This window comes from Oceanobacillus sp. M65, assembly GCF_052246275.1.
Taxonomy (GTDB): Bacteria; Bacillota; Bacilli; order Bacillales; family Amphibacillaceae; genus Oceanobacillus_B; species Oceanobacillus_B jordanicus.
Genome location: NZ_JBQQCJ010000001.1, coordinates 1,373,041 through 1,391,936, shown reverse-complemented (window position 1 = coordinate 1,391,936; position 18,896 = coordinate 1,373,041). Strand labels below are relative to the sequence as shown.

Below are 18,896 nucleotides of genomic sequence, written 5' to 3'. Positions count from 1 at the left end.
ATTGAAGGAATAATATGGATTTTAGCGTTTAGCCATTCTACATAAAATGACCGGACATTCGATTTCTTCCGAATGTCCGGTCATTGCCTTGTATTTATTAAGCTTGCTTTCGACGGTATGGGGTATCACTAAAAAGGATTCCCAATTCATGATGATCTCCTTGATAGAGCGCACCTTGGACAAATCGTATTTCACCATTTAAGTCCTCAAGGTCTAATTTAAAATAAGCACCGCTTGCCTGAAGCGACTGGTAAAAGGAATCAATACTGTTTACCATTTGCCCATTTACTTTCATTATATTTTCTCCCACTTTTATTCCTAATCGGTCTGCAGGGGTCCCAGGAATAACTCCAAGCACCTTTAACCCATTATTCATTGGATGGAAATAACATCTTCTCAATCTTTCACTATTACGGTGGCGATAATTAATATATTCTTTTCCAAAAATCGTTACAATAACAGCAGCCAGAGACAAAGGTGCAAAAAAGACGCCCCCGATTGCAATTGCTGTCGCGCCTATCCCTAATAATATAATTGGAACGGCTAACTTGTCAGCAGCTTCTTTTGGATATCTTCCGCGAACCTTATAATCTAACCCAAGTAAAAAGGGAAATAAAATAAGACTATAGGTTTGTTCACCAAAAGAAACATACGGCCAGTAATCAGCAAATGGTGTAATCAAGCCAGATGGAAGGAGAAGAAAAAATGGAATGATGGCCAGCTTTTTAAGATGATGTTCTCCGACCCAGATTCCGCGGTTACTAAGCGATAAACCTGGATATGTATCTCTCATGTTCGTTCGCTTTATCAGCCAACCTTCTGCAATTAATAAGATTCCCAATAATACCGGAAATGCTGCCAAATTAATTGGATCAAAAAGGTCTTCCCTAATCCACTGCTGATTTCCCAGAAGGGTAGGAACAAACAATAATAGTAGGAAAGAAACCCCTACTGTATAGACAGGAGATAATAACATAAACCTGCCTGATAAACTGAATAAAATAGCTACAACGCTTAATAACAGTAATGATGTAAAGGATAGCACAAATCCTGCACCAATCATGACCACAGAGACAAGTAATCCTGTCAAAATGGAAAACAGCCAGGTAGATTTCCATTCAGAGAACAAATCAAATATTTTTGTCCCAAAGTTTTGCCTTTCTCGTTTAATTCGCCTATAGCCGGCAAATAACAAAACGATAATAGACCAATATAGTAACGGGTTTATAAATAGCTTGGCCATCCCTTTCGCAAGCTCAATCAGCCATGCTTCTAACATAACGACCACCTCTTCTGCTCTATCTTAACTAGTACTTTGCTTTTACTAATACTTAAATTCGGTTATGAAATAATTTTACCATATAATAGAGAAGGTTAGTATACAAACCGGATGGTTAATAGAAATTTGCTCGATTGGACAATGGACAAAATCTATCTATGAAAACATAGAAAAAGAGCAAGGAAATAGAAAATCCCTTGCCCTTCTTGGCTTACTAGTATAGTTCTTCTAATGCTTTCTCTAACTGTTTGTCATCTTCGCCATTGCGAATCTTATCAATAATTTGCGCTTCAATTAAGCCAGCAGTTTCTTCATCAACTTTTCCAGTCACATCTAACTCATTGTCTTCCTGGAAGTTATTTACTGCATATTGTGTTTCTTCACTGAAATATCCATCTGTTCTTCCTGGTTCATAACCGAGTCCATCAAGCATAATTTGGACATTTTCAATTTTATCATCCGTCTGGTCGTACGCTAATGGATCCTCAATTTGAATAGGATTCGTATAGAAATAGTCGGCTTGCTTTACTTCTACAGTAGGCTCAATCCCTTTTTCATGGACAGATTTCCCATCTGGTGATAGCCATTTATAGAACGTTAACTTAATAGAACTTCCATCACCCATTGGCACTGCCTGTTGGACGGTACCTTTTCCAAAGCTTTTTTGTCCAACAATGTCATAGTCCATTTCTTTCATGGCCACAGCTAAAATTTCAGATGCAGAAGCACTTCCTTCATCTATAACAACACTTATTGGGTAGTCCTTTTTCTCATCAAGTTCTGAGAAATAAGGTGTTTTCTTACCGTCTCTATCTTCAATTTGTAGATATGGCATATCCTTTGGAACAAACTCTTTAAGCATTTCCTCTACAGCTGTTAAGAGTCCACCCGGATTTCCTCGGACATCAATAACCAACCCTTCTATCCCTTCCTCTTCAAGCGTTGTAAGCTGTTCTGAGAACTCTTGGGCTGTATGTTCAGAGAAGTTCGTTACTTCTAAAACTCCAGTTTTCTTTCCATCTATTTCTTCAATGCTGTTGTACACTGTTTCAAGTGGGATAGTGTCACGGACAATTGTCATATCGAAAGCTTCTGAGGCTCCAGGCCGTTGAATTTCCAAGACAACCTCTGAACCTTTCTCACCACGTATTTTAGCCACAGCTTCATTTAAATCTAGTCCTTCCACACTTTCCCCATCAACACTTAAAACTTGATCATTTGGACGCAGACCTGCTTTTTCAGCCGGAGAGTCCTTTATCGGCGCTACAATGGTTACCATGTTATTTACCATGCTAACTTCAGCACCAATTCCTTCAAACGAAGACTCAATCTGTTCATTGAACTGCGCCATCGTATCTACATCCATATAAGAGCTGTATGGGTCTTCCAATGTGGATAACATCCCCTGAATGGCACCTTCTACTAGCTGCTTATCCTCTACTTCTTCTAAGTAATTTTCTTTAATGAGGGAAAAGGCTTGTTCCACCTTTCCTAACTCAGTACCGCTTATTTGGTCTGAACTCGGGCTTGCCTCTTCACCTTGTTCGATACTTTCCTCACTATTGCCACCCTGATCTGCCAGTTGAACACCCATATAGGCACCCGCAAATCCAAGAACGAGGGCTAAAAGAAGTAGTAGGATAATATGTGATTTTTTCAAACTCATTTTTCCACCTCGATAGTTATTTGTCTAATATTACGTTACATCCTTTTGTACAAAAGCATACCATTATCTTCTACATATGACTATGGTTTTCTTCGACGTTTTATGAACTGCATTTAACGAAATAGAAGAAAAAGACATCACACCAAGAGGGTGATGTCTTTTTATAATGTATGTTTATTAGAAAAATTTCATTGGATTAACGGAATTACTTTTCGCTGCATTCCATCCACCCTCATGTACTTCAAAATGTAGATGGGGACCTGTAGAACCGCCTGAATTCCCAGTTTGTCCAATATTTTGTCCTTGTGATACGGTTTGACCTGCTGATACAGAAATACTGCTCAAATGTGCATACAGTGTTGTATAAGTTTTACCGTTTAAATTATGGGTAATCATAATTGTATTACCATATCCACTCATCCAGCCTGCACGAATAACAACACCGCTAGCTGCAGCTTTTAATGGTGTTCCAGTTGAAGCACCAATATCCATACCTGCATGCAATTTATCAATTCCTTGAATTGGATGGTGTCTCATTCCGTAGTCAGATGTCTTCGGGCCAGCTGCTGGCCAGATAAACAACCCGCTACCACTACTTGACGGAATGGATGAGGTGCTACCTGTACTAGAACTAGAGTTTGACGAAGATGATGAGGCAGACGCAGTCTTTGAAGAAGATGCTTTTGCTTGTTCAGCCTGTCTCTTCTCTGCTTCTCTCTTTTCAGCTTCTTTTCTTGCTGCTTCTTCACGTGCTAATTGCTCTAATTTACCTTTTTCTGATTCTGCTAGATTCTTAGCTTTTTCAACTGCTTCAGCCTGTGCAGCAAGAATCTGTTGCTCATCTTCAAGGCTAATTTTGTATTCTTCAAGATCCGTATACTCTTTTTCTAATTTGGCCATTAATGTTTTCTTTTGATCTTTTTGGTCAGCCAAATCATCTTTAAGTGCTACAAGTTCTTCTTTCTGTCCTTCTAACGCAACTTTCTTTTTCTCAACTGATGCCTTACTTTCTTCTACTTCCGCCTTGTTAGCCTCAAGGGAATCTTTATCAGCCTGTTGTTCTTCTAAAATGGTTTTATCTTGATCCATTATCGTATTAACTGCAGAGCTTCGGTTGATAAAATCTCCAAAGCTTTTGGAACCTAGAATAACTTCGATATATTTCATATCTCCGCCACTCTTTTGAATCGCGCGTAGACGTTTTTTAATAAGCTCGTCCCGCTCTTTAATTCGTTCTTTCAATACCTTTATTTCTTCTTTTAACTCTATCATTCTATCTTCTAACTTTTTAATTTCATCATTTGTTGATGTAATTTCTTGCTCTTTTGTTGCAATATCATTTTGTGTTTTCGTTAACTTGTCGTCAATTGATTTAATTTGGCTGTCAACTGTACTCTGTTCTTCTTCATTCTCGTCCATTTTGCCTTCTGTATCACTCTTATCACCTGAAATACTTCCTTGTTGCTCTTTTAATTCACTCTGTTCTTTTTCTAATTCGTTGATTTTGTTTTCAAGTCCATCAATTGATTCTGCTGAAGCTGTATTCCCACTAAAGGAAATGCCGGTGACTGCCAGTGTTGTTGCAAGCATTAATGAAGCATACTTTTTCATTGTTTTGCTTTCCCCTTCCCTCTGTACAATAATGGTATTTTTTTAAATCGAGCTAGACTTTTAGGAATTTACGTACACTCATCACACTGCCCCATATTCCAATAAAAGCGCCGATTCCCAGGATAATCAGGGAAAGCTGCCATGCGAATGGATTAAATGGTAATATTTCTACAAAGCTGTATGAGATACGTTCACTTACATTGTTTGCCAGATAGTAATAGCCTGTAAGAATTACTCCGATTGGAATGATAGATCCTAATATACCAAGCATTAACCCCTCAATAATGAACGGCCATCTGATAAATCCATTTGTTGCTCCAACGAGTTTCATAATACCAATTTCTCTACTACGTGCCATAATTGTAATTTTAATTGTATTTGAGATTAGGAATATTGCTGTAAATACTAGTCCGATGATTAATGCCAACCCAATATTTCTTGCGTATTCAGTAAAGGTAAATAATCTTTCAACTACGCCTTTACCATAACTCACTTCTTGTACCCCATCTAGATCACTTATTTGATTTGCAACATCTATTGTGTCTTCTGGGTCAGATGTTTTGACGACATAGACGTGATTTAAAGGGTTATCCTGTTCAAATAATTCCCAGGACCGTCCTTCATCTCCCATGCTTTCAATAAGGTTTGCTAGTTCATCATCTTTTGATGAAAAGACGACCGTCTGTACACCATTAATCTGTTCTATCTCATTGCCTAGTTCTGTGATTTCTTCTTCATTTAATGTCAAGTCAATCAATGTACTGATTTCTACGTCTTCTTCTATGTTATCTGCCATTTGATTCAGGTTTAACATGAGTGCCAGGAATGCTCCAACCAAAATTAACGTTGTGGTAACAGCCCCCACGGATGCTACCGTCATCCAACCGTTTCGGGCTATATTTTTGAAACCTTCCCGTAGATGCCGCATTATTGTTTTAAATTTCATAGCCGTAGTCACCTCGGTGTTCGTCTCGTGCAATTAAGCCATCCTCGATTGCAATGACACGTTTCTTGATTGTGTTTACAATTTCTTTGCTGTGAGTCGCCATTAGAATGGTTGTGCCTCTAGCATTAATCTCTTCAAAGGTCTTCATAATCCCCCAAGAAGTATCCGGATCCAAGTTACCTGTCGGCTCATCTGCGATAACAATCTTAGGATTGTTGACTATTGCCCGGGCAATAGATACTCGCTGTTGTTCTCCCCCTGATAGCTCATCCGGAATAAATCTTGCTTTATTCTTTAATCCTACAAGATCTAATACGTCCATAACACGGGTGCGAATTTTACGTGGAGATTCCTCAATAACTTCTAAAGCAAACGCGATGTTTTCATAGACTGTTAGTTTAGGAAGCAATTTAAAGTCCTGAAAGATTACGCCTATATCCCGTCTTAAAAGTGGAATTCTCTTTTCTTTAATGTCACCTATATTGATATCATTAATTAGAATGCTACCTTTGGTCGGTTTTACTTCGCGGTAAATCAATTTAATAAATGTAGATTTCCCGGCACCACTTGGGCCGACAATATAGACAAACTCACCCTGCTTTATATCAATACTAATGCCATTTAGTGCAGTAACACCGTTGGCATATGTCTTATATACATCGTTCATTAATATCATATAATATCACCTTTGCTTTTTTGGTTAACTTCTACTTGGCTGTGTTCTACCCCATTAACAACTATGGTTCGGAGTTTATGTACGCAATACTTACTTAGTATAACATCTTTCGCCACGATTTTTAGACATAAAATTATTACATTTGTATTTCAATGTTACACGCATGGTATTATTTGTCAGTAGTTGTAGGAACATGTATTTTTCCCGCTCTATTACAAGTAATATTCGATCAAAACATTGCTTTTTTGACGTTTGTTACATATATTTTTCTGAACATAAAAAAAGGCCTAACGCTTAGTAAGCATTTAGACCTTTATCCTTTATTTCTTTTCAGCTAACCAATTTGCCAGAAGCTCAACATCGTCTCCGCTTGCTTGTCCAGCAGGCATTGAACCTTGTCCATTTTTAATAATATCTGCAATTTCATCTGCCGAATGCTTTGATCCTACATTGGTTAAAGCAGGACCTACTCCACCAGATAAATCGGCACCGTGACAGCTAGAACAGTTGCTCTGGAAAGCTTCTTCTGCAGCTGCAGTATCAACTGTGCCGCCTTCACTTTCTTCACCTTGATTGGCACCCTCTTCTGTTGCCCCATCGTCTGCTGGTTCTTCTGAAGAATCATCTCCACCACCACAGGCTCCTAATACAAGGGCAGATCCAAATAGTACGGTAAATAACCATTTTTTCATAGCATAGTTACCCCCTTATAAACTTAATTTTACGTTTCAAGGGTTATTATATCCTATTTGCTGTTTTTAAAACCGCTTATTACAGATCCATCCACCAATCCTCATAGAAAAATATGGTTAGAGAACCAACTATGATAAGGCTATTTCAATTTGTAACAAATTTATGACAAAAGCTTAGTTCAAGTTTACACTAGGCTAAGGCAAGCAAACTCCTCCTAACCCATCTGGGAACGTAGGTATGCATCAATAAATGGATCGATTTCGCCATCCATAACCGCCTGCGTATTCCCCATTTCGGTATTTGTACGATGATCCTTTACCATAGAGTATGGGTGGAACACATAAGAACGAATCTGACTTCCCCAACCAATTTCCTTCTGTTCTCCACGAATTTCAGCTAGTTCTTGTTGCTGCTTTTCAATTTCCAGTTGATACAATTTAGACTTTAACATCTTCATTGCAGCTTCTCTATTTTTAATTTGCGACCGCTCATTTTGACAGGTGACGATAACATTTGTAGGTATATGTGTAATACGAACAGCCGAGTCTGTGGTATTAACATGCTGGCCACCTGCACCACTTGCTCTGTACGTGTCCACCTTAAGATCTTCTGTTCTAATATCGATATCCACGTCATCTGACATTTCTGGCATAATATCACAGGAAGCAAAAGAGGTATGTCGTCGACCAGAAGAATCAAACGGTGATATTCTAACAAGTCGGTGAACCCCTTTTTCTGCCTTCAAATAACCGTAGGCATTATGGCCTTTAATTAGAAGGGTAACACTTTTGACACCAGCTTCTTCCCCAGCAAGATAATCGAGCATTTCCACTTTGAAATCTTTTGCTTCGGCCCAGCGTTGGTACATTCGCAACAGCATGCTTGCCCAATCCTGCGATTCGGTTCCCCCTGCACCTGGATGCAACTCTAATATAGCATTGTTTGCGTCATATGGCTCACTTAAAAGCATTAACAATTCAAACTCATTTACATCAGAGATAATTTCTTTCATCTCTCCTGATAACTCCTGAAAAAGTTCTTGATCGTTTTCCTCTTTTACGAGCTCATACGATACTTCCAGATTCTCAATTCTCTCTTCTAATGCTTCAAAGTTTTCCGAATAACTTTTCAATCCATTTACTTCGTTTATTACTTTTTGAGCAGCTTCCTGATCATCCCAAAATCCTGGATCAGCCATTTCTAGCTCAAGTTCTTGGATACGTGCCTTTTTATTATCTAGGTCAAAGAGACCCCCTAAAGTTCTCTATTCGGGTATTTAATTTATCTAATTCATTTCTTATTTCAGCTAATTCCATGCTCTTCACCTCTGTTAGTAATATGTAGGAAAACACTCCCTATACTAAGAGAGTGTTTTCCGTTTTAACTTCCGTGGCAATTTTTATATTTTTTCCCGCTTCCACATGGACAAGGATCATTTCTTCCTACATCCTGTTTTTTTATAAACGGTTTACGGCTTTTCTTTTTCTCCTCTTGGTTTCCGGAGACAGCTTGCGTATTCTTAACAACTTCTTGGCGTTGTAAGTTATCTCTAATCTGTGCTTTCATAATATATTTTGCAACTTCTTCTTCAATGTTCTCAATCATGACCTCAAACATGGCGAACCCTTCAAGCTGATACTCGCGAAGTGGATCGTTTTGTCCGTATGCCCGTAAGTGAATTCCTTGACGAAGCTGATCCATTTGGTCAATGTGATCGGTCCATTTCGTATCAACGGTACGCAGAAGAATTACTTTTTCAAACTCTCGCATTTGCTCTTCTGTTAATTCTTCTTCTTTTTCATCATAGCGGCTACGGACTTTATCCATAATTAATGCATTTATCTCTTCTGGTTCTTTTCCACTTAAGTCATTTTCTGTGATATCTTCTGGTGGAAGAAGGTTACCTTCCACAAATTCAACGATGGATTTCAAATCCCACTTATCTTCATCATCGTCCTGTGTATGTGTCGCAACGACGCGATCCAGTGTAGAAACAATCATTTTTTCAATGATGTCACGTAATTCTTTGCCGTCTGACTCAATCACATCAAAACGTTGTTTATAAATGATTTCGCGTTGCTCACGTAACACATCATCATAAGATAGGACTGTTTTCCGTGCGTCAAAGTTATTTCCTTCAACCCGCTTCTGCGCTGATTCAACTGCGCGGGATACCATCTTACTTTCGATCGGCTGGCTATCATCCATACCGAGGCGCTCCATCATGGTTTTTAAGTTATCAGAGCCGAAGCGACGCATTAATTCATCTTCCATGGAAAGATAAAATTGTGACATACCTGGATCACCTTGACGACCTGAACGTCCACGAAGCTGGTTATCAATACGTCTTGATTCATGACGCTCCGTACCAACTACAGCTAGTCCACCTACCTCTTTAACACCGTCACCCAGTTTAATATCTGTACCACGGCCAGCCATGTTGGTGGCGATTGTTACAGATCCCTTTTGACCAGCATTTTCAATGATTTCTGCCTCTCTAAAGTGGTTCTTCGCGTTTAACACATTATGGCGAACTCCAGCCCTTTTCAGCATTTGGGAGATTAATTCAGATGTCTCTACAGCAACCGTACCAACAAGGACAGGCTGACCTGTCTCATGTTTTTCTTTAATTGACTCTACTACAGCCTGGAATTTACCTTCCATCGACTTATAAATCAGATCAGCACGATCATCTCGCACTATTTCTCTATTGGTTGGGATCGCAATAACATCCATATTGTAGATGTTTCTGAATTCTTCTTCCTCGGTTTTAGCTGTTCCTGTCATACCAGACAACTTATTGTACATCCGGAAGAAGTTTTGGAACGTAATCGAAGCGAGCGTCATGCTCTCATTCTGAATTTGAAGCCCTTCTTTAGCTTCAATTGCTTGGTGTAGGCCATCACTATAACGGCGTCCTTTCATAAGGCGTCCGGTAAACTGATCGACAATCACCACTTCGTCTTCTTGTACCACATAATCTGCATCTCGGTGCATCGATACATGCGCCTTTAGTGCTTGGTTTATATGATGGGTTAAGGATACATTGTCAAGGTCATATAAATTCTCAATGTTGAAATACTTTTCAGCTTTTGTAATACCGTCCTCTGTAAGTTGTACACCTTTGGTTTTTTCATCATAGGTATAATCGGTTTCTTTAGATAGGTTATTAACAAAGCCATCTGCCCGCTGATAAAGGGAGGCTGACTTTTTCGAAGAACCTGAAATGATAAGTGGTGTTCTTGCTTCATCAATTAAAATCGAGTCCACTTCATCAATAATGGCGAAATTCAATGGGCGCTGAACCATTTGTTCTTTGTAAAGGACCATGTTATCACGCAAATAATCGAAACCAAACTCATTGTTTGTTCCATACGTTATATCGCTATAATACGCTTCACGCTTTTGCTCTTTCGTAAGCCCATTACCATTAAGGCCGACTGTCAATCCTAGAAATGAGTATAGTTCGCCCATTTCTTTCGCATCACGGTCTGCTAAGTATTCATTGACCGTAATAATATGAACGCCTTTACCAGAGATTGCATTGAGATATGCAGGCATGGTAGAAGCAAGGGTTTTCCCTTCCCCTGTTTTCATTTCTGAAATATTTCCCTCATGCAGGGTCATCGCGCCCATTAGCTGCGTCTGGAAAGGACGCATACCAAGAACACGTTTTGCACCTTCTCGTACTACTGCATAAGCTTCAACCAATAAATCATCAAGTGTTTCCCCTTGTTCAAAACGCTGTTTAAATTCTTCTGTTTTTAATTTTAGACCGTCATCAGTCAACTTTTCTATTTCAGGCTCCAAAGCCTCTATTTGATCTACTTTTTTTTGTAATCGATTAATTTGTTTTTGGTTACCATCACCAAAAATCTTCTTAATTAATCCAGCCATAGCAAACGCTCCTCAATTTCAACATTTCATTTGAAAAATAGTATATAGTCCACAATTAATAATAACACTATATAAAGAAAGATGACAACTGCTTGCCCGACTGATAAACGCATGGTTCTCGAAAAATGTGATTCGTTAAGTTGCGAGTTAGCCATGTTATAAGAGGCATAATTAAAATTGAAAAGAGCAGCCCGGGGATGAACTGCTCTTTGCTTTGAGGGATGGTGAGGTTACGTTGTTGGAAGGCAACTTATCTTGCGTGGAGATTTAGGATGTTCCAGTTAACGAATCTTGCCTGGCAGATATGTCTGTTACTCTTCGATTAGTTGCTGCAATAATTTCTACCAGCTGCGTGATCGTCTCTTCTTGCTGCTGTACTTTTTTTGACAATGTCACTAATAATCTTCTTTCTTTTTCACTCATATCACACCTCCTTGGTTCCATTGGCTCATTTATATCACGTAATAGGACTTTTTGGCTAATGCCCATTTTCCTGTTTCGGCTATCCATTCGACAAAAATTAAGCTAGGAATGCTGTTATTCGACATGTATTCTGAACAAACTAGGCTCTTTTTGAATAAAACCCACATCTAAAATTTAATTTTGGTAAATCGATCTACATTTTTCGACATTAAAGTTGATGGAATGTAAAAAAGGCGACCCCATTCACTTATCAGGGGTCGCCTTCGTTTTTAATTTATATTTTTAAGCATTCGGTTCAATCAAGCCATAGCGTCCATCTTTTCTTCGATACACGACATTGGTTTCACCCGAAACGTCATTTGTGAATACATAGAATGCGTGTCCGAGCATGTCCATTTGTAATACTGCTTCTTCAGAATCCATCGGCTTAAGGTTAAATCGTTTTGTTCTTACAATTTCAATATCTGAAGTTTCTTCTTCAACCGCTACACTCGCGGCTTCTTTTTCCAAGTCTGCGAAGACGTGCTTTGCTGCACCATGTTGTCTTGTTTTGCGATTTACTTTAGTTTTATACTTACGAATTTGTCTTTCTAGCTTATCGACAACCAAGTCAATGGCAGCATACAGGTCGATGTGTTGAACTTCCCCGCGTAATAGTAGGTTTGTCATTGGAATCGTGACCTCTATTCGCTGCTCATCATTATAGACACTTAAATTGACATGTACATCCGATATTGGCGTTGAATCAAAATACCTCTCTAGTTTACTGATCTTCTTCTCTACATATTCTCTTATCGAGCCAGTCACCTCTAGATTTTCACCACGAATGTTAAATTTCATTAAAGTGTCCTCCTTTCATCTTCTACCTATATTATACTATGTTTCCCACGAAAATTCCTGCATAAACCTAGCTAGATTTTAAGGTTAACGTGCTTTTATGTGAATTTTCTGTATGAAAGCCTGCTACAACGCTTCACACGGGCTTCACATAATTTACAAACTTTTTAGATAAGATAGCTAATTTGTAAATATAATCTTACAAACGACTTGAATATCCAGCCAGAGTATATAAAAAACACGAAGCAACTTTTCGCTTCGTGTTTTTTATATTTGTTGGTTGAGGTTTACGATTAGTTTCTGCTGTCCATAAACCTTCCATCTCGAGCCCTAACTTTTTCATAGGGGTTGGTATATGTTCGATTAGATTTCTTTTGTTTCTTAACTTGCTTCATTTCCAATTTAAGGTCACGGAAAAGGTTCTCCATTTTCCCCTCGATTGTCCGATTCTTTTCTACCACGATTTGTCCCAGTTGTTTTTCTTCACTGGAGAAAGGAGCAACAATGTTCTCCATCTGCTCGCCCCGTAGTTCCACTAACTGGTTAACTTGCTCTATAATTTTTTCTCTGTTTTTTGCTGTCGTCTCCTGACTCAATACTTTTTCAAGTCTTATGGTGACATCGTATACTGGCTTTAGACGATTCATTACACTTGTGCGCCCTGAGTATAAGTAGTCTGTCGGCTTTTTTGTAGAACCTGTTTCCATGTATCTCGGAAATCTACGGTTAGGTCAAGGACCTCTTGCAAGATTGCTGGGTCGTTTTTTATATTCGCTTCTTTAAGCTGAAAATGCATGTATTCATATAAAGGAAGAATTTGCTGAGAAATTTCGACCTTTTGATCTAATGTGATCATCAGTTCTTGTATAATGTTTTGTGCTTTTTGGATATTGGTATTTTTTTGTTCGAAGTCATTGTTCTCAATATTCCTGCTCGCATGCTTAATGAATTTAATACATCCATTATAAAGCATGAGCGTTAATTCTCCGCCAGATGCTGTATTCACTGCGTTGTTCTTGTAAGCCTGGTACTGCTTAGTCGACAATACACTCACTCCTCTGTTGGTATTCCACTTACATCATGCCCCCGCCAAATTGTGACATTAGTTGAGCAGACTGGTTATTCATTCGGGAAATAGCCTTTTCCATCGCGGTAAATTGATTCCAGTATCGCGTCTCAACTTGGGTTAACCTGTCTTCAAAAGCAGATATCCGTGTATTTAAATCCTTCATCCGTTTACCAAGGGTATAACTTTCTAGTGTAGTACTAGTAGCTGTTCCAGCCCTTTCCCCTATTGTATTCATTGTCCGATCTAGTGAATCTTCTAATCGATTAATTATACCCCGATCAGATCCCTCACTACTATTAGCAAAAAGCTTTTGTACGTCTGCAGGATTTTCTTCCAAAGCAGCTCTGAGGTCATCTTCATCTACAATTAACTTTCCACCATCCAGATAGTTAGAGGAGGTGGTGATGCCAATTTGCGTTAGGGAATTATATTCACCACTTGTTTCAACTGAGGAATACCAGCTTTGACGCATATCAAAAAGCCCTGACGTTAAGGAAGTTTCCCCTCGGAGAATGCCGCTTTTCGCTCGTTCTTCCCAACGTTCTATTTCATCCTCGGACATTTCTTCTTTCTGTTCTTCTGTAAGTGGTGGATAATCGCGGTGTCTTTCCTCTTTTTGAACATCGTTTATCATTTCAACCACTTCGTTGTATTTATCAACGAACTTCATGATTTTTTCCACGGATGCATCCACATCATTGGTTACTGTCATCTTGGCAGATTCATTTCCTGTTGTATCAGTGAAATTAAAGGTAATGCCATTCATCTTGTAACTGTTTGTTTTGGATTCCATTTCAAGGCCGCTGTTGTTGTATTCGAATTTTGCGTTCTGGCCGCCTTTTTCATTTGCTTGATCCATTTGTAAAACTGAATCAAAGAAAGACCCTGCTGCAAAAGTAATTTCATTTCCATTTGGATTGTAATCACCGGTCCGTGTCGTTTCCATGATAACTTTATCTGTTCCCGAATCATAAAATGCACGGACATTATTGTCTTGGTCGGTAACCCTTTTGAGAAGACTATTAAGCGTATCATCTGCTTTAACTTCTACTTCATGGTTGACCGCTTCTCCATTCTCATTATAGGTTTGGAACACTATTTTTTCACCAGGTAGCTTTCCCTGCTCTTCCAATGTTTTGGTTGGATCAATACCTAATTCATTTTGACTCACATTGATCGCATTTGAAGCAAGTTGGCTTACCTTCATTTCAAAAGTGCCATTAGAAGTACTTGGTGTTCCAGTTGCAGTTACTGCACCTTCCATAGAGGAGGAGATTGTTTTCGGGTTGTATGTTTTACTCAATTTCATATCTAGCATTAAATTATCTAGCTCAGATAGTTTTGTATTAATTTCACGGAAGCTATCACGCTTCCATTCCAGTAGTGTTTTGTCTTGTTGCATTTTATCAAGCGGCATTCGCTCTGCTGTCATTAGCTTATTTACGAGCTGGTCAATGTCCATTCCTGATGCAAGTCCACCAATACGCATGGGTTTTCCTCCTTTACCTTTAAGGCTTTATACTTTTTTATCAATTAAAATCCCCATAAATTCTGCCATTTGGGCATACATGTCTAAAAACTTCTTTGGAGGGATCTCTTTAATTACTTCTTTTGTTTCAGAATCTACCACCGTAACGTAATATTTCTCTAATTTATCATGCAGTTCAAACTTCAAATTTGTATGTAACGGTTTCATCAAATCATTTAATGCGTTAGTAGCATTCTCTATATCTGTCTTGTCAAATTCCTTTATGGCTTTTCTGTTTTCACTGATTCTATCTATCTCTGGAGCTGTAGCTTTGGTGTTTTCACTTGATAGAAGAGGTTGTGAGTTATTTATCACATTTTCTAAGCGCATGTCCATGCAACTCCTCAACTATATTATTCAATTTTTATATCGGCTAATTAGTAATTAATATGAAGCAGAATAAGAAAACTTCTACTACTTCTCCGTATTTTTCAGAAGCTGTAATAAGTCTTCTGAAATATTAAGTGCCTCATTATTTTGCTGTTTTGTATCTATGTAGAGCTCTTTGCGATAAATGTCTACAGATCCTGGCGCTTCAATCCCTATCTTCACCTGATCTCCTTCAATGCCGAGAATTTTGATTTCAATCTCTTCACCTATTTGAATGGACTCATTCTTTTTTCGTCTAAGTACAAGCATAATTATTCCCCTTCCGCTTCCATTGGTGTCTCTGGAACAATCGGAGCTGTTGTAGAATATTCATCTATCGCTACAATATATTGCTTGCCTCGTTTACTTCTCGGATTAATGACTAGCGGGGATTTTAAGTTTAATGTGCTTTTTTGAAATGGGCTCTTTAACGTGACAATAGAAAATAATAGAACATCCTTTTCAGTCTCTATCTGCAGACTCTCCATAATGGCGTCATCCAATTTAATCGTATAAGCCGGGTAAACGGTATGCGGGCTTGTTATAACAAAAGCCACATCCTTTGTCTCGACAGATTGTAGAATTTGAAAAGCAGGGTTATCCGCTAATTCTAATAATACAAAACGTTTTTCATCTATAAAGCCAGGAATACCTGTTGCAAAATGAATCAGTTGCTGTTCCTCTACTTCTACTTCGCCTAAATACTTCGTTTGAATTCTCAAAAAAAACTTCCTTTCGTCTAATAGAAAAATATCGTATTCACATGTAATATAGTGAACTATTTCAACGCCGCCCTTTATTCATCCCCACCGTGTAAATTAACAAAATCAATCTCTAATGATGGCTGCTGTTTCATCCCTGTTTGAACCTTACCTGGAATATAGCTTATTTCCGGTTTGTTTGACTTGGCTTCGATTATAGGTGCATTGGTTTTCACCGAAATATCTAATTGAGATGGTTGATAGCTTGTTTTCACACTAAAGGTTGATGGGATAAACGTCAGTTCGAGCGATTTCATTGGATTTTCAGAATTAGTCTTTGCTTGCGTTGTTATCGGGTTCCCGCCGTTTTCAATCTTCATCAGCGCTGTTCCTTGCCTAGCACGACGTGCCATTCCCTCTTTCACCGCTGCAAGGCCTTCCTGTGCAAAACGATCATTTCGTTTAAAAATATGCATGAGGTTCATATCCTCCCATGCTTTTGTTTGATCTATCTTTAATTTAGAGGGCGTTGTCTTCATCGTCATCTCTGCCGCCGGCTGTTGAATCGTTAGGTCCGCTTTCGGTTGCCTGATCTCCTGTCTAGCCGGTGTTTGCTGTATTTGAATTTGTGCCATTTGGGACTGCATCCTGATTTGTGGTAACTTCACTTTATTCCACCACCTTATCATCTAGAATAATCACTGTTTGACATTTTATTATTTAAAATGAAATAAACCCTGCGCCCTTTTCTGGGTCAGGGTTTATGAGAACTACCGAAGAAAATCAATTAAGGATGGTTGAATAATTTTAGAGCCAGCAGACAATGCTGCTCGATGTAAGCTCTCCTGGGTAATCAACTCCGTAATGGCTTTTTCATAATCCACATCTTCATTTTCGGCCATTGTTTGAGTGGCAACAATCTCTTGTTCACTCAATCGATTTTCAACTAGCTCTAGTCGATTCATACGTGCTCCGAGGTCCGCACGAGCATTAATAATGTTATCAATCCCACCTTGCAGACTCGATATATTGCCTTCGATCGCTTCCTGGTCGTTATTCTCAAGGTCTTCAATAAAAGAATCAATGTTTGCAAATAGATCATTTCCAAAAACATCTTCAGGATTTACGTTCGCTTGTAGCTTTGTGCCACCAGCCACATCAATTAAAACTGGGCTTGTACTGGAAGGATCAAATTCGCCACCCTCATTAACGGGCGGTGTCTCTGTATCTGTCCCATTAAAAATATACTTCCCATTCACACTGGTATTCGCAATATCCATCATATGCTCTTTCAACTGTTTTACTTCTTTCATGATGTTTTCACGCTCGGAAGCATCGTATGTATCATTGCTTGCCTGTACAGCAAGTTCACGTAACTTCTGCATCGTTTGCGTTGCTTTATCGAGTGCGGAATCCGTATTATCCATCCAGTTATGAACTTCACTCGTATTACGTTTATATTGTTCAATCTGTTTGAGTTCTGTACGATAGCCCATTCCTTTCATCGCAATAACCGGATCATCGGAAGGGCGGTTTATCTTTTTACCTGTACTAACTTGGTCCATCAATGTATCTAATTTTGAATAGCTAGATGTTAGGTTACGAAGCATGTTATTGGATAACATTCCTTGTGTTATACGCATTTATTTCCCCTACCTTCCTACTAATCCCATATTATTGATGACACGATCAAGCATTTCATCAATTGTCGTCATACTTCTTGCAGCAGCACTATAAGCATGCTGGAATTTAATCATATTAGACATTTCCTCATCAAGTGAAACAGAGCTTACTGACATACGTTGATCTTCTACTTGAGAGCGAAGAACATTAGCGTTTGCTGTCATTCTACTAGCTTCTTGAGATTGTACCCCCATCTCGCCAATTAAAGATTGGTAAAATGTATTAACGGAAGTATTTTTCCCGAGTGGGTCGTCAGTTAATGAAGTATCATTAAATACCTCTGCTAGTTTCGAAGCATTGCCACCATTTCCTGTATTACCTGTTTCGTCTCCTGGGGCAGCTGCAATAAGATCAGGTTCATCCAGGATATCTTGGTTAACTGTTAAGCCCTCTGCAGTACCACCTAGGCCATCTTTAAATTCAAAGAAATCTAAGCCTTCATTACCGTCAAGATCCTTACCTGAACGATGTACTGCATTAAACGCTTCCGCAAAAGTCTTCGCCATTTTATCAAGGTCTGCCAACATATCGGTATAGGTTCCAGTAACACCGTCTCCGCCTTCTGCCTCATAACCGTATGCATCAATTAATCCTTTGATCGAACCATTTGATGACATAATGGAGTTGCCGCCAGCAGTAAGACCAGTTACCGCAGCTGTATTATCATCTGCGTAATCCACACTGATTTCATTTACTGCTCCAGAATTGCCTGCATTGGTACCATCAACAAGTTTGACAGGTGGGTTAAGTGCTTTTCCTTTGTTATCGACAACTTCAATACTTGCAAGTCCTGCCGCTATATCAGGGGAGCTTTCAGAACTCTTGTCATAGCTAACCTTGATGTTCATCATGCCAGAAAGTTTGTCTACTAATCTGTCTCGCTCATCATAAAGATCATTGGGCAGGTAGCCATGTGGTTCTAATGCACTTATCTGTGCGTTTACACCATCGATTTGTCTTAGCAACGAGTTGGCATCACTTACAGATACATCGATTTGAGTTTTCAGGTCTGTTCGAATGGAGCTTAATGATTCAGATAAATAGTTAAATGTCTCAGCAACAGCTCGGCCCCGCTCTGCTACAACAGATCTCGCTCCAGAATTTTCAGGTGTTGTTGCTAAATCCTGCAATGATTGCCAGAAGCTATCCATTGTCTTAGATAAGCCACTATCTGATGGTTCGTTCATAATGCCTTCCATTCTGACATATGAATTGGAAAGCGATTCCCAATAACCCGTTTTGCTGTTCTCAGAACGGTATTGGTAGTCTAGAAAGCTATCTCTTACTCTTTCTACAGATCCAGCTTGCACACCAGTCCCTAGTTGACCAGGAATTTCAGGGCGATTCCTTGATCCAGCAGGAAAGGGGTTCATCGTTTCGAAATTAACTCGTTGTCTAGAGTAACCTTCTGTATTTGCATTTGAAATATTATGACCTGTTGTATAGAGCGCTGATTGCTGGGTAAACAGCGCTTGCTTGGCCATTTCTAATCCGTGAAATGTGCTCATCATCTTGCTC

The 18,896-nt window shown here is 39.0% G+C and carries 19 protein-coding genes; all 19 read right to left on the bottom strand.

The genetic code is table 11. The features are described from left to right. Positions 1-97 precede the first annotated feature (97 nt). The gene (locus tag ACTWPF_RS06560; RefSeq protein ID WP_443148734.1) at positions 98-1,279 is read right to left on the bottom strand and encodes a PDZ domain-containing protein; all 1,182 of its coding nucleotides are present in this window, start codon (positions 1,277-1,279) and stop codon (positions 98-100) included. A 214-nt stretch (positions 1,280-1,493) separates the two neighbouring features. Further along, positions 1,494-2,945, bottom strand: a complete 1,452-nt coding sequence (locus ACTWPF_RS06555) for a S41 family peptidase (protein WP_443148733.1) — start codon at positions 2,943-2,945, stop codon at positions 1,494-1,496. Between the two features lie 177 nt (positions 2,946-3,122). Beyond that, positions 3,123-4,556: a murein hydrolase activator EnvC family protein gene (locus tag ACTWPF_RS06550; protein ID WP_443148732.1), complete on the bottom strand. Its 1,434-nt coding sequence runs from the start codon at positions 4,554-4,556 to the stop codon at positions 3,123-3,125. A 52-nt stretch (positions 4,557-4,608) separates the two neighbouring features. Continuing rightward, entirely contained in the window at positions 4,609-5,502 is an 894-nt protein-coding gene (gene ftsX / locus ACTWPF_RS06545; RefSeq protein WP_106897356.1) for a permease-like cell division protein FtsX, read from the bottom strand. After that, positions 5,492-6,178 carry a cell division ATP-binding protein FtsE gene (gene ftsE / locus ACTWPF_RS06540; protein ID WP_036575092.1) on the bottom strand — a complete coding sequence of 229 codons (687 nt, stop codon included), beginning with the start codon at positions 6,176-6,178 and terminating at the stop codon, positions 5,492-5,494. Before ftsE ends, ftsX begins: the two co-directional genes overlap by 11 nt. Before the next feature lie 320 nt (positions 6,179-6,498). Beyond that, positions 6,499-6,870 carry a cytochrome c551 gene (gene cccB, locus ACTWPF_RS06535; protein ID WP_036575094.1) on the bottom strand — a complete coding sequence of 124 codons (372 nt, stop codon included), beginning with the start codon at positions 6,868-6,870 and terminating at the stop codon, positions 6,499-6,501. Positions 6,871-7,085: 215 nt separating this feature from the next. Then, a protein-coding gene (gene prfB / locus ACTWPF_RS06530; protein ID WP_106897358.1) for a peptide chain release factor 2 occupies positions 7,086-8,187 on the bottom strand; the annotation gives its coding sequence in 2 pieces (ribosomal slippage) (positions 7,086-8,114 and positions 8,116-8,187; 1,101 coding nt in all). 64 nt (positions 8,188-8,251) lie between these two features. Next, positions 8,252-10,768 (bottom strand): preprotein translocase subunit SecA, encoded by a 2,517-nt coding sequence (secA, locus tag ACTWPF_RS06525; RefSeq protein ID WP_443148731.1) that lies wholly within the window; start codon positions 10,766-10,768, stop codon positions 8,252-8,254. 267 nt (positions 10,769-11,035) lie between these two features. Further along, entirely contained in the window at positions 11,036-11,191 is a 156-nt protein-coding gene (locus ACTWPF_RS06520) for a hypothetical protein (RefSeq protein ID WP_155988275.1), read from the bottom strand. Positions 11,192-11,473: 282 nt separating this feature from the next. Continuing rightward, on the bottom strand, positions 11,474-12,031 hold the full coding sequence (gene hpf / locus ACTWPF_RS06515) for a ribosome hibernation-promoting factor, HPF/YfiA family (RefSeq protein WP_106897360.1): 558 nt from the start codon (positions 12,029-12,031) through the stop codon (positions 11,474-11,476). Between the two features lie 290 nt (positions 12,032-12,321). Further along, the gene (locus tag ACTWPF_RS06510) at positions 12,322-12,675 is read right to left on the bottom strand and encodes a flagellar protein FliT (protein WP_106897361.1); all 354 of its coding nucleotides are present in this window, start codon (positions 12,673-12,675) and stop codon (positions 12,322-12,324) included. Then, complete coding sequence (gene fliS, locus ACTWPF_RS06505; protein ID WP_443148730.1) at positions 12,675-13,073, bottom strand: flagellar export chaperone FliS; 399 nt, start codon at positions 13,071-13,073, stop codon at positions 12,675-12,677. The genes ACTWPF_RS06510 and fliS overlap by 1 nt, the downstream gene beginning before the upstream one ends. Before the next feature lie 28 nt (positions 13,074-13,101). Next, positions 13,102-14,586 (bottom strand): flagellar hook-associated protein 2, encoded by a 1,485-nt coding sequence (locus tag ACTWPF_RS06500; protein ID WP_443148729.1) that lies wholly within the window; start codon positions 14,584-14,586, stop codon positions 13,102-13,104. A 27-nt stretch (positions 14,587-14,613) separates the two neighbouring features. Continuing rightward, positions 14,614-14,955 carry a flagellar protein FlaG gene (flaG, locus tag ACTWPF_RS06495; protein WP_443148728.1) on the bottom strand — a complete coding sequence of 114 codons (342 nt, stop codon included), beginning with the start codon at positions 14,953-14,955 and terminating at the stop codon, positions 14,614-14,616. An 84-nt stretch (positions 14,956-15,039) separates the two neighbouring features. Beyond that, on the bottom strand, positions 15,040-15,264 hold the full coding sequence (gene csrA / locus ACTWPF_RS06490) for a carbon storage regulator CsrA (protein WP_106897365.1): 225 nt from the start codon (positions 15,262-15,264) through the stop codon (positions 15,040-15,042). Positions 15,265-15,266: 2 nt separating this feature from the next. Next, positions 15,267-15,716 (bottom strand): flagellar assembly protein FliW, encoded by a 450-nt coding sequence (fliW, locus tag ACTWPF_RS06485; RefSeq protein WP_443148727.1) that lies wholly within the window; start codon positions 15,714-15,716, stop codon positions 15,267-15,269. A 74-nt stretch (positions 15,717-15,790) separates the two neighbouring features. Further along, positions 15,791-16,363 (bottom strand): DUF6470 family protein, encoded by a 573-nt coding sequence (locus ACTWPF_RS06480; protein ID WP_443148726.1) that lies wholly within the window; start codon positions 16,361-16,363, stop codon positions 15,791-15,793. 102 nt (positions 16,364-16,465) lie between these two features. Next, positions 16,466-17,338 (bottom strand): flagellar hook-associated protein FlgL, encoded by an 873-nt coding sequence (flgL, locus tag ACTWPF_RS06475; RefSeq protein WP_443148725.1) that lies wholly within the window; start codon positions 17,336-17,338, stop codon positions 16,466-16,468. 9 nt (positions 17,339-17,347) lie between these two features. Continuing rightward, complete coding sequence (flgK, locus tag ACTWPF_RS06470) at positions 17,348-18,886, bottom strand: flagellar hook-associated protein FlgK (RefSeq protein WP_443148724.1); 1,539 nt, start codon at positions 18,884-18,886, stop codon at positions 17,348-17,350. Between the last annotated feature and the right edge of the window lie 10 nt (positions 18,887-18,896).